Origin of the sequence: Streptomyces nitrosporeus, from assembly GCF_008704555.1 — a bacterium.
Taxonomy (GTDB): domain Bacteria; phylum Actinomycetota; class Actinomycetes; order Streptomycetales; family Streptomycetaceae; genus Streptomyces; species Streptomyces nitrosporeus.
The window spans coordinates 5,187,195-5,199,363 of the sequence record NZ_CP023702.1; the positions used below are offsets into that span (position 1 = coordinate 5,187,195).

At 71.3% G+C, this 12,169-nt stretch carries 6 protein-coding genes; 1 reads left to right on the top strand and 5 read right to left on the bottom strand.

Going from position 1 to position 12,169, the window contains the following annotated elements; all coding sequences use genetic code 11:
* Window positions 1–14: 14 nt before the first annotated feature.
* The 5 genes from pepN (CP967_RS22930) to pepN (CP967_RS22950) form a co-directional block, all read right to left on the bottom strand.
* Window positions 15–2,591 (bottom strand): aminopeptidase N, encoded by a 2,577-nt coding sequence (gene pepN / locus CP967_RS22930; RefSeq protein WP_150489771.1) that lies wholly within the window; start codon window positions 2,589–2,591, stop codon window positions 15–17.
* Window positions 2,592–2,752: 161 nt separating this feature from the next.
* Window positions 2,753–3,781 carry an aspartate-semialdehyde dehydrogenase gene (locus CP967_RS22935; protein WP_150489772.1) on the bottom strand — a complete coding sequence of 343 codons (1,029 nt, stop codon included), beginning with the start codon at window positions 3,779–3,781 and terminating at the stop codon, window positions 2,753–2,755.
* A 186-nt stretch (window positions 3,782–3,967) separates the two neighbouring features.
* Entirely contained in the window at window positions 3,968–7,276 is a 3,309-nt protein-coding gene (locus CP967_RS22940; RefSeq protein WP_190175003.1) for a S8 family serine peptidase, read from the bottom strand.
* 225 nt (window positions 7,277–7,501) lie between these two features.
* Window positions 7,502–8,491, bottom strand: a complete 990-nt coding sequence (locus CP967_RS22945; protein WP_150489774.1) for a hypothetical protein — start codon at window positions 8,489–8,491, stop codon at window positions 7,502–7,504.
* A 172-nt stretch (window positions 8,492–8,663) separates the two neighbouring features.
* Window positions 8,664–11,255, bottom strand: coding sequence for an aminopeptidase N (pepN, locus tag CP967_RS22950; protein WP_150489775.1), 2,592 nt, complete (start codon window positions 11,253–11,255; stop codon window positions 8,664–8,666).
* Between the two features lie 184 nt (window positions 11,256–11,439).
* On the opposite strand from pepN (CP967_RS22950), the gene CP967_RS22955 reads away from it, so the two are divergent.
* Entirely contained in the window at window positions 11,440–12,090 is a 651-nt protein-coding gene (locus CP967_RS22955) for a mycothiol-dependent nitroreductase Rv2466c family protein (protein WP_150489776.1), read from the top strand.
* Window positions 12,091–12,169: the final 79 nt, after the last annotated feature.

The following is a 12,169-nucleotide window of genomic DNA, read 5'->3' on the forward strand; positions in this document are numbered from 1 at the left end:
TGCCGGATCCGCCGTTACGCGGACGCCGCCGCGGCGTCCGCCGCACGGGCCCTCAGGGCGCGCTCCACACCCGCCCGGGACTCCGAGACCAGCCTGCGCAGCGCCGCGTTCGGCCCGGCCGACTCCAGCCAGGCGTCCGTGGCGTCCAGCGTCTCCTGGGAGACCTGGAGCGCCGGGTACAGGCCGATCGCGATCTGCTGGGCCATCTCGTGGCTCCGCGAGTCCCAGACCGCCTTGACCGCCGCGAAGTACTTCTCCGTGTACGGCGCCAGCAGCTCACGCTGGTCGCTCTGCGTGAAACCGGCGATGACCGACTCCTGGAGGGAGTTGGGCAGCTTGTCGGACTCGACGACCGAGGCCCACGCCTCGGCCTTCGCCTCCTCGGAGGGCTGCGCCGCCCGCGCCTCGGCCGCGTGGCGCTCGCCCGCCGCCGTCCGGTCGCGCTCGTACTCGGCGGCGATCTCCTCCTCGTCCAGCAGCCCCGACGCGGCCAGCCGCTGCACGAACGCCCAGCGCAGTTCCGTGTCGACGGCCAGGCCCGCGATCTCCTCGGTGCCGTTCAGCAGGGCCTGGAGCAGGTCCAGCTGGAGCGGGGTGCGGGCGGTCGCCGCGAAGGCGCGCGCCCAGGCCAGCTGGTGGTCGCTGCCCGGCTCCGCCGCGCGCAGGTGCGCCAGCGTCGCCTCCGTCCAGCGGGCCAGCCCCGTCTCACGCCACTCCGGTGCCGCGTACTGGTCCACGGCCAGCTTCACCTGGCGGTGCAGCGACTGGACGACACCGATGTCGGTCTCCTTGCCGACGCCCGAGAGGACCAGCTCCAGGTAGTCGCGCGTGGCCAGCTCGCCGTCGCGCGTCATGTCCCAGGCGGAGGCCCAGCACAGGGCGCGCGGCAGCGACTCGGTGAAGTCGCCCAGGTGCTCGGTGACGACCCGCAGGGACTCCTCGTCGAGGCGGACCTTCGCGTACGACAGGTCGTCGTCGTTGAGCAGCACGACCGCCGGACGGGCCCGGCCGGCCGGGAAGGGCACGGTGGTGCGCTCCCCGTCGATGTCCAGCTCGATCCGGTCGGTGCGGACCAGCTTGCCCGCGCCGTCCAGGTCGTAGCACCCGATCGCGATCCGGTGCGGGCGCAGCGTCGGCTCCCCCTTGGCGCCGGCGGGCAGCGCGGGGGCCTCCTGGAGGACCGTGAAGGAGGTGACGTGGCCGTTCCCGTCGGTCTCGATCTCCGGCCGCAGGATGTTGATGCCGGCCGTCTCCAGCCACGCCGTCGACCAGGCCCGCAGATCGCGGCCGGAGGTCTTCTCCAGGGCGCCCAGCAGGTCGGACAGGCGCGTGTTGCCGAAGGCGTGCGCCTTGAAGTAGGCCTGCACGCCCTGGAAGAACGCGTCCTTGCCGACGTACGCCACGAGCTGCTTGAGCACCGAGGCGCCCTTGGCGTAGGTGATGCCGTCGAAGTTGACCAGGACGTCGTCCAGGTCGCGGATGTCCGCCATGATCGGGTGCGTCGAGGGCAGCTGGTCCTGGCGGTAGGCCCACGTCTTCATCGAGTTGGCGAACGTGGTCCAGGAGTGCGGCCACCTGGAGCCCTCGGCGTCCGCCTGGCAGGCGATCGAGGTGTAGGTGGCGAACGACTCGTTGAGCCAGAGGTCGTTCCACCACTCCATGGTGACCAGGTCGCCGAACCACATGTGGGCCAGCTCGTGGAGGATGGTCTCGGCACGCGTCTCGTACGCGGCGTCCGTGACCTTGGAGCGGAAGACGTACTGGTCGCGGATGGTCACCGCGCCCGCGTTCTCCATCGCGCCCGCGTTGAACTCCGGGACGAAGAGCTGGTCGTACTTGGCGAACGGGTACGCGTAGTCGAACTTCTCCTGGAACCAGTCGAAGCCCTGCCGGGTGACGGCGAAGATGTCGTCCGCGTCGAGGTACCCGGCGAGCGAGGGACGGCAGTAGATGCCCAGCGGCACCACCTGGCCGTCCTTCTCGTACGTGCTGTGCACCGCGTGGTACGGACCGGCGATCAGGGCCGTGATGTAGGTGGAGATACGCGGCGTCGGCTCGAAGGACCAGACGTCGTCCACCGGCTCGGGCGTCGGCGAGTTGGAGACCACGGTCCAGCCGGCCGGTGCCTTCACGGTGAAGCGGAAGGCCGCCTTCAGGTCGGGCTGCTCGAAGGAGGCGAACACCCGCCGGGCGTCGGGAACCTCGAACTGGGTGTACAGGTAGGCCTGTTCGTCGACCGGATCGACGAAGCGGTGCAGCCCCTCACCGGTGTTGGTGTACGCGCAGTCGGCGACGACCTTCAGCTCGTTGCGGCCCGCCTCCAGGTGCTTCAGCGCGATCCGTGAGTCGCGGAAGACGGAGGCGACGTCCAGGGCCCTGCCGTTCAGCACGACCTCGTGCACCGCCGGGGCGACCAGGTCGATGAAGGTCTCGGCGCCTGCTTCGGCCGAGTCGAAGCGCACGGTGGTGACGGACCGGTAGGTGCCGCCCTCCTGCGCTCCGGAGAGGTCGAGATCGATCTCGTACGCGTCCACGGTCAGCAGGCGCGCCCGCTCCTGTGCCTCTTCGCGGGTCAGATTCGTGCCAGGCACGCGGTCATCTCCTTGATCTGTGATGTTTCGGGTCATCCTTCCACGGGGGGTGCGCCCCGCGCGATGTCCGTTTTCCCACGAGGCCGTGTCACTTTCCGGACGGTACGCGTGTGGGGGCGGCCACCGGGATCCCGGTGACCGCCCCCACGGCGCCGTACGGGTCAGGCGGACAGCTCGGCCGCGACCAGCTCGGCGATCTGGACGGCGTTCAGGGCCGCGCCCTTGCGCAGGTTGTCGTTGGAGACGAACAGCGCGAGGCCGTTCTCGACGGTCTCGTCGACGCGGACGCGGCCCACGTAGGACGCGTCCTTGCCGGCCGCCTGGAGCGGGGTCGGGATCTCCGAGAGCTCGACGCCCTCGGCGTCCTTCAGCAGCTCGTAGGCGCGCTCGACACCGATCGGGCGCGCGAAACGGGCGTTGACCTGGAGGGAGTGGCCGGAGAAGACGGGCACGCGGACGCAGGTGCCGGAGACCTTGAGGCCGGGGATCTCCAGGATCTTGCGGGACTCGTTGCGGAGCTTCTGCTCCTCGTCCGTCTCGAAGGAGCCGTCGTCCACGATCGAACCGGCGAGCGGCAGCACGTTGAAGGCGATCGGGCGCTTGTAGACGCCCGGCTCGGGGAACTCGACGGCGCCGCCGTCGTGGGTGAGCCTGTCCGCTTCGGCGACGACCTTCGACGCCTGGCCGTGCAGCTCCGCGACGCCCGCGACCCCGGAGCCGGACACCGCCTGGTAGGTGGCGACGGTCAGGGCCTCCAGCCCCGCCTCGTCGTGCAGCGGGCGCAGCACCGGCATGGCCGCCATCGTCGTGCAGTTCGGGTTGGCGATGATGCCCTTGGGGCGGTTCCCGACCGCGTGCGGGTTCACCTCGGAGACGACCAGCGGGACCTCGGGGTCCATGCGCCAGGCCGAGGAGTTGTCGATCACGACGGCGCCCTGCGAGGCGACCTTCCCGGCCAGCGCCCGGGAGGTCGCGCCGCCGGCGGAGAAGAGCACGATGTCCAGGCCGGTGTAGTCCGCGGTGGAGGCGTCCTCGACGGTGATGTCGGTGCCCTCGTACGGGATCGTGGAGCCCGCGGAGCGCGCGGAGGCGAAAAGCCGCAGCTCGTCGACCGGGAACTTCCGCTCGGCCAGGATGCTGCGCATGACTGTGCCGACCTGACCGGTGGCGCCGACGATTCCGACCTTCACGGGGACTCCTTCGAGCGTACGAACTGACACGGTTGCCGGTCCATGATGCGTATGTCCCGGGCCGCCTTGTCCAATCCATTGTCCGGCAGGCGGACGGGCCCCGGACAGCGCTGTGGGGCGGGAGCCCTTGCGGGCGCCCGCCCCACGGACGCCGGGTGTCGTAGGGATCACACCCGGCGCCTCACGCTACGGCGTGACCTTGCCGATCACGACGCTGCCGGTGCCCGCCGCGGTGCCCCGGGCGTTCACCAGCCGCACCTCGCCGAAGAACTGCCGGCCCTCGGGCGCCGCGCCGGCGACCAGGACCTCGGCGCCGACCTGTGCGGACGCGCCGTTGGCCAGGTTCACGGCCTTCGACTCGTCGACCTTGATCTCACCGAGCGAGGACGAGTAGTACACGTCCCGGTAGTCGTACTCGGTGGTCCCGGCGGGGACCGAGTAGCCGTCGATGACGACCGTGTAGGTGCCGGCCGCCGGGTTCACCAGGCTGACGGACTCCTCCGACCCGGCCGTCGTGGACGCGCCGACCTCGGCCGCGCCCTTGTAGACGTACAGGTCGATGTCGGCGTTGGGGTCCGAGGTGCCGCCGATGGCGACGTCCAGCTTCTCGACGCCCTCACCGATGGTCACCTCCTTGACGTACTCGCCGCCCGTGGAGATCGACGGACGCTCGACGTCGGCCGAGCCCAGCGAGCCGCCCTCCAGCCTGCCCGCCAGGTCACCGGCGTTGTTGGTGACGGTCCAGTCCACCGTGGCCGGGGTGCCGATCTTCGCCTCGTCGATGGTCCGGACCGCCGGGTCGAAGGTGGCGCCGAGCAGCGAGACGTCCAGCTTGTACGGGTTGTCCAGCAGCGGCGACGTACGGCGCGACTCGACCTCGATCTCCCAGACGCCGGGCTGCGGGTCCTGGTAGGAGCGCGTGTCCGGGCGGCAGGTGTTGGCCGGGTTCTCGTAGTTCGGGTAGCAGTAGACCGTGGAGCTGTCCTCCACCGCGACCCCGTAGGGGTGGATGGAGATGAACCGGGTCTGGCTGCCCGAGCGCAGGGCGCTCAGCGCGACCTCGAGGGTCTTGGAGCCCTCGGGGACGTTCAGGAAGTACGAGGTGGTGCCGTTGCGCTGCACCGAGCCGGACGCCTTGAACGCGTAACCCGGCTTCACCAGGTCCGTGGCGACGACGACCGTGGAGAGGATCTGGTGGTCCACGCCCTTGGTCTTCTTGTCGTCGACGCGGAGGATCGCGCTGTGCACGCCCGCGCTGCCGGGCTTCGCCTGCACCTTGACGGTGACCGGCTCGCCGAGCGGCAGCGAGACCGTCTTCGAACCGGTCAGCTCGAAGGTGCCGTCGTTGTTCTTCCAGGACAGCGTGTGCTTCACGGCCTCGTCCGGGCCCGTGGTGCGGGTGATGACGACGTCGTACGTCTTCTTCTGGCCGGTCTTGAGGCCGCCCTCGCGGTCGTACAGGCCGGTGCCGAAGCCCGGGGTCTTCAGCGCGAAGTCGATCGCGGTGTCGACCGGGGCCTTCACCGTGTACTCGTGCGCCGCGGAGCCCTTCTTGGTGATGTGCTTCCAGGCGGCGACGATGTCGATCAGACCGGAGCCCTGGGCGTGCGCGGGCACGTCCTTGATGGGGGAGGCGGTGCTGGTCAGCGCGGTCCGCAGGTCGGCCGGGGGCAGCTCGATGTGCTTCTGCTTCGCGGCCGACAGCAGCAGGGCCGTGGCTCCGGCGGCCTGCGGCGAGGACATCGAGGTGCCCTGCAGCATGGAGTAGCCGGCCGGGAGCGAGTAGCCCGCCTCCTTGACCGGACCGCCGGGGAGCCAGGTCTGGGTGGTGTTGATCGAGGCACCGGGAGCCGTCAGGATCGGCGCGAAGCCGCCGTCCTCACGCGGACCGCGCGAGGAGAAGGGCAGCATGTCGTACTTCTTGGTGACGTTCGAGCCGTAGTTGGCCGCCCAGGTCTCCTTGGAGATGGACGCGCCCACCGAGATGACGTGGTCGGCGAGGCCGGGGTCACCGATGGTGTTGACACCCGGGCCGTCGTTGCCGGCCGAGATGACCAGCTGGACGCCGTAGACGTCGATGAGCCGCTTGTAGAGCTCGGCGCGGGCGTTGTTGCCGTCGTTGAGCGGCGGCAGACCGCCGATCGACATGTTGACGACGTCGACCCCGCGGTTCACGACGAGGTCGATCATGCCCTCGGTCAGCGCGATGTTGGTGCAGCCGCCGGACCAGGTGCAGGCGCGGGAGGAGACCAGCTTGGCGCCGGGCGCCGCGCCGTTCATCCTGCCGCCGAACAGGCTGTTGGCCGCGGTGATGCCCGCGACGTGCGTGCCGTGCTCGCTCTCGATGACGCCGATGTTCACGTAGTCGGCCTTGGCGCCGGCCGCGTTGTACGTGACGTTCTTGCGGGTCTCGATCACGAACGGGATGCGCTCGACGACCTCGGTCCGCGGGTCGTCCGTACCGAAGTAGCCGACCTGGAAGCCGTCCTTGTACGGCTTCATCGCCTTGTCGTCGGTGAAGTCCGCGTTGTTGTTCAGGTCGACGCGCGCGGCGCCGGTGACCGGGTCGTACAGGACCGCCCAGACGTCGGTGGTGTCGCCGTCCCGGTTGAGGTCCCCGGCCATGTCGCCGCCGCGCGTGGCGGCCTCGGAGAAGAGCTGGATCTTGTAGGACCCCGCGGGAGCGGTGTAGCTGCGGCCGCCGATGGTGAAGGCGGGGCCCTCGACCGAGGCCGACATCCGCAGCCAGGTGCCGTCGCCGTCGCTGACCGGGTCCGTGGCGGTCACCCAGTCGACGATCTTGCGCTCGCCGGTGGTGGTCTTCTGGAGCGCGGGGTGGGCGATGTCCACACCGGAGTCCAGGATGCCGATGGTGACGCCGCGGCCGTCGGCCTTCGGGTTCTGCTCCACGAAGTCCACGGCACCCGTCTCGAAGGACGGGTTGTACGGGTTCTTCGCCGGGGTGTCCTTGCCCGGCGCCGGGTAGCTGCCGGTGGCCTTCGGCTGCTTCGCGCCGGCGGCGCGGTCGGCCGACGGGGTCGGGTCGTCCAGCTCGATCTCGTGCTTGAGATCGATCCCGTGGACGCTCGACAGCTTCTGCGTCGCCTTGATGGTGGCCTCGGCCGTGGCGGTCGGCACGGTCGCCCGGACGTAACCGAGCTTGTCGTACGTCCGGCCCAGCACGGACCCCTCGACGGAGTCGAGCTTCTTCGCCACCTCCTCGGTCGCGCCGGGGGCGGTGGCGACCATCATGGTGATGTTCTTCTCGCCCTTCGCCTCGGCCTTCGCCAGCAGGTCGGCGTCGGCCTCACCGAGCTTGTCGCCCTTGTCGCTGGTGGCGGCGGGCTTCACCGGGGCGGTCGCCGGGTCGTCGGCGGCGAACACCGGGGCGGCGCCGGTGGCGGCCAGCGCGGCCGCCAGACCGGCGGCGGCCGCGATGCGCGCCGCGCGTCTGGCCCCGGGTATGGAGCTGGGGGATTCCTTGGTCATCAGCATCCCTGTACGTGAAAGAAAAAGAGAGTCCGGATTTCGGTACCGGATGACCGCTCAGCCTTTCGTAAAGGACAGGGGTTTGTGGAGACTTGGCGGGGGCGAGACATGGACATGGCGTAGATCCGCCACGGGGGCCGATGTGCCACCCGGGACGAACGGGACGGAACGCCAGAGCGCCCGGAGGCCGGCGGAAGGCCCCGTCCGGCGGACCGGCGCACCGTCCTGGCATCAGCCGGGCAGGACCACCACGTACGCGGCCGGCTCCCGGTCCTCGGCCGCCGCCATCGCCGTGCGGACCGCCTCCGCCTGGCGGTCCGCCGCCTCACGCAGCCCCCGGGCCGTGACCCGGACGACCGTGATCCCCAGCCGCTCCAGGTGCTCCCGGTCCGCCGTCCGGCCGGTGGCGCCCGCCTCACGGGGGGTACGGGCGCCGAGGAGCAGCGCCACGGCCGGTTCGGGCCAGTAGGCGTCGACCCGGCCCAGCGGGGCGCCGCCGGGCAGGCGGAGGTCCACGTTCCACAGCGGCTCGGGCAGGACGTGCCCGCGCACCATCCCGTACAGCCGGTCCTCCGCCACCGCCCGCCCCTCGGCCAGCAGTCCGTCCACCGCGCCGGCCACCTGGGCCCGGCCCAGCAGCCTGGCCGCGCTCAGTTCGTGTACGACGGCGGCCGGTTCGCAGTGCCCGCCGCGGACCGCCTCCACCAGCAGCCGGCGCACCGCGGCGGCGTCGGTCAGCGTGGCCACCGTGTCGGCGAGCGCCCGCTCCACCGGAGCCACCGGCGTGCCTCCCCGGTAGGCGGGGCCGGGCGGCCGGGCGGTCCGTACCACCCGTACGAAACGGGTGGAGCGCAGCCGCCGGGTCCGTGGCACCAGGACGTCGATCCGGTGCGGCGCGGTCATCGGCGGTACGGACGTGAAGCCGTACAGGGCCAGGGCCGCCGGCCCGGTGACCATCACGCCGCCGTGGCCGGGACCGGTCCGCCCGCGGCCGGTCCGCCCGGCGTAGAGCAGGGCGCCGCACAGGCGCTCCCGGTCCGTCGGCGGCCCCGGGTGGAGCAGATAGACGCCGGGCAGCAACTGCTGCCACGGGCCGCCGGGCAGACACCGCGCGGCGGCCCGCGCGGCGGTCACCCCCTCGGCGCGCAGCTGCCGGGCCGACCGCACACGGCGGGCCGCTGCGGGGGAGGGGCGGGTGGTGAGCGAGGTGTTCCGGTCCATGTCCGGAGGTTCCCCGCACCGCGCCCGGAGGCCGGCCGGTGTTACACGTCCGTCGACGTACCAGGACGAGCCCGCGTCGAAGAACGGCGGTTCGAAGGCCGAAATGGGCCGTCACGCGGGGGATCGCCCGGCGCGCGCCCCGCGCGTGTGTGCGGGGCGCGCACCCGGGCGCTCACGCCGCCGCGTCGCACTCCTGGCCCCGGAGCACCCGGGCCAGGTCGTCCCGCGCCTCCAGCACGAGCCTGCGCAGCGCCGGTGCCGCGTCCGGGTGGGAGGTCAGCCACGCGTCCGTCGCCGTGAGCGTCGCGGGATCGTCCTGGAGCGACGGGAAGAGCCCCTTGACGACGTCCATGCCGATCTGGATGGACCGCTCGTCCCACACCCGCTCGATCGCCTCGAAGTAGGCGGCGGTGTACGGCGCCAGCAGCTCACGCTGCGAGGGCCGCCCGAAGCCCGCGATGGTCGCCCCGACGAGCGCGTTGGACAGCTTGTCCGACTCCACGACCGCCGCCCACGCCTGGGCCTTGACCTCCGCCGAGGGACGCGAGGCCAGGCAGCGCACCTGGTGCCGCTTGCCGGACGCCGTGTCGTCCCGGGCCAGTTCGGCGTCGACGGCGGCCTCACCGGCCACCCCGTGCGCGACCAGCGGGGAGAGGAACGCCCAGCGCAGTTCCTGGTCGACCTCCAGGCCCTCGATCACCGCCGAGCCGTCGAGCAGACCGACCAGCAGCTGGAAGTCGGCGCCGGACCCCGCGACCGAGGCGAAGAACCGCGCCCACGTCAGCTGGTGCTGGCTGCCCGGCTCGGCGAGCCGCAGCTCCCGCAGCGCCCCCTCCGCCAGCAGCCTGCCGCCCTCCTCGCGCCAGGCCGGGGCGGCGTAGTGCGTCAGGGCCGACTCCGCCCAGGAGTGCAGCATCTGGAGGACCCCGATGTCGCTCTCCCGCCCGGCGAAGGCCAGCACCAGCGAGACGAAGTCACGGGCCGGCAGCAGCGCGTCCCGCGTCATGTTCCACAGGGCGGACCAGCACAGCGCACGGGCCAGGGGGTCGGTGATGCCGCCGAGGTGCCCGCGCAGGGTCGCCAGCGACCCCTCGTCGAAGCGGACCTTGCAGTACGTCAGGTCGTCGTCGTTGACCAGCACCAGGTCGGGCTTCTCGGCACCGGCCAGCTCCGCCACCGTACTGCGCTCCCCGGCGACGTCCGTCTCGGCGCGGGCGTACCGCACCAGCTCGCCCCCGGGCGTCAGCCGGTACAGACCCACCGCGATCCGGTGCGGGCGCAGCTCGGGGTGCGAGGGGGCGGCCCGCTGGGTCACGGCGAGCTCGGCGATCCGGCCCTCCTCGTCGTAAGTGACCTCGGGGGCCAGCACGTTGACGCCCGCCGTCTGGAGCCAGGAGCGGGACCAGGCCGTCATATCGCGCCCGGACGTCTCGGCCAGCACCGACAGCAGGTCGCCCAGCTGCGTGTTGCCGTAGGCGTGCCGCTTGAAGTAGCGGCGGGCGCCCTCCAGGAAGGCGTCCCGGCCGGCATACGCCACCAGCTGCTTGAGCACCGAGGCGCCCTTGGCGTAGGTGATGCCGTCGAAGTTCAGCTTGGCGTCCTCCAGGTCCCGGATGTCGGCGGTGACCGGGTGGGTGGAGGGCAGCTGGTCCGCGCGGTAGGCCCACGCCTTGCGGTTGTTGGCGAAGGTGATCCAGCCGTTGGTGAAGCGGGTCGCCTCCACCATCGAGAAGGTGCCCATGAAGTCCGCGAAGGACTCCTTCAGCCACAGGTCGTCCCACCACTGCATGGTGACCAGGTCGCCGAACCACATGTGCGCCATCTCGTGGAGGATGACGTTGGCACGCCGCTCGTAGGAGGCCGAGGTGACCTTCGACCGGTAGATGTACTCCTCGCGGAAGGTGACACAGCCCGGGTTCTCCATGGCGCCGAGGTTGTACTCGGGCACGAAGGCCTGGTCGTACTTGCCGAAGGGGTACGGGTAGTCGAAGTGGTCGTGGAAGAAGTCCAGGCCCTGCTTGGTGATCAGGAAGACGTCGTCCGCGTCGAAGTGGCGCGCGAGCGCCTTGCGGCACATCGCGCCGAGCGGGATCTCCAGCTCCGACCCGTCGTCCAGGGTCCGCGTGTAGGAGTCGGTGACGCAGTGGTAGGGGCCGGCGACGACCACCGTGATGTAGGTCGAGATCGGCGCGGTCTCGGCGAACCGCCACACCTCGCCCTCGTGGAACTCCTCGGCGCCGTTGGACCTGACCGTCCAGCCCTCGGGGGCGGTGACCTCGAAGCGGTAGGGGGCCTTGAGGTCGGGCTGCTCGAAGTTGGCGAAGACGCGGCGGGCGTCGGCCGGCTCGTACTGCGTGTAGAGGTAGACCTCGCCGTCCTCCGGGTCGACGAAGCGGTGCATGCCCTCGCCGGTCCGGCTGTACGCGCAACGCGCGTCAACCACCAGGACGTTCTCGCCCTCGGCGAGCGAGTCCAGGGCGATCCGGCTGCCGTCGAAGACCGCCGACGGGTCCAGCGCCACACCGTTCAGCGTCACCGAGGTCACGGCCGGGGCGAGCAGGTCGGCGAAGGTGGAGGCGCCCGCGCGGGCGGCACGGAAACGGATCGTGGTCAGCGAGCGGAACGTGCGCGCACCGGTCTCACCGTCGCCCTCCGCCGGCTCGCCGACGGCGGAACGCAGGTCGAGGGCGACCTCGTAACCGTCGACGGTCAGCAGCTCGGCCCGCTCACGGGCCTCGTCGCGGGACAGGTTTTCACCGGGCACGGAACACTCCTTTGTGTCTCGGACCGACCAGCAAGCGGGGGGTCCCTTTCGAACACCTTTGATCCTCGCATGCGGCTCCACGGGTCCGTACACGGGAATGACCACGAGCGGTCGTGGCGTTGTCCCGCTGAGTCCGCCCGACAGGCTCCCAGCGCAGACCGATCTTCCGATCCCAAGGAGAGACATGCCCGAGAACAGCACGTCCGGCAGCCGGGTCCCCGCCGACTTCTGGTTCGACCCGCTCTGCCCCTGGGCCTGGATGACCTCGCGCTGGATGCTGGAGGTGGAGAAGGTCCGCGACGTCGATGTCCGCTGGCACGTGATGAGCCTGGCCGTCCTCAACGAGGAGCGGCTGGACGAGCTGCCCGAGGAGTACCAGGAGATGATGCGGACCCAGGCGTGGGCCCCGGTCCGCGTCGTCGTCGCCGCCCGGGAGAAGCACGGCGACGAGGTCGTCGGCCCGCTCTACACCGCGATGGGCACACGCTTCCACAACAACGGCGAGGGCCCGACCCGCGAGGCGATCGCCGGCGCGCTGGCGGACGCCGGCCTCCCGGCGGACCTGCTGGAGTACGCCGACTCCGACGCCTACGACAAGGAGTTGCGCGCCTCGCACCAGGAGGGCATCGACAAGGTCGGCCAGGACGTCGGCACCCCGGTCATCGCCGTGCCCGGCCCCGACGGTGAGCAGATCGCCTTCTTCGGCCCGGTCGTCACCCCCGCCCCCAAGGGCGAGGAGGCGGCGAAGCTCTGGGACGGCACACTGCTGGTGGCGTCGATCCCCGGCTTCTACGAGATCAAGCGGACCCGCACCCAGGGCCCGGTCTTCGACTGACGGCACCGGCGTGGCACTTCCGGGGGCGGCACCGCGGCCGCCCCCGGAAGCCCCGTACCGGAGCCTTGTCAGACGCCCG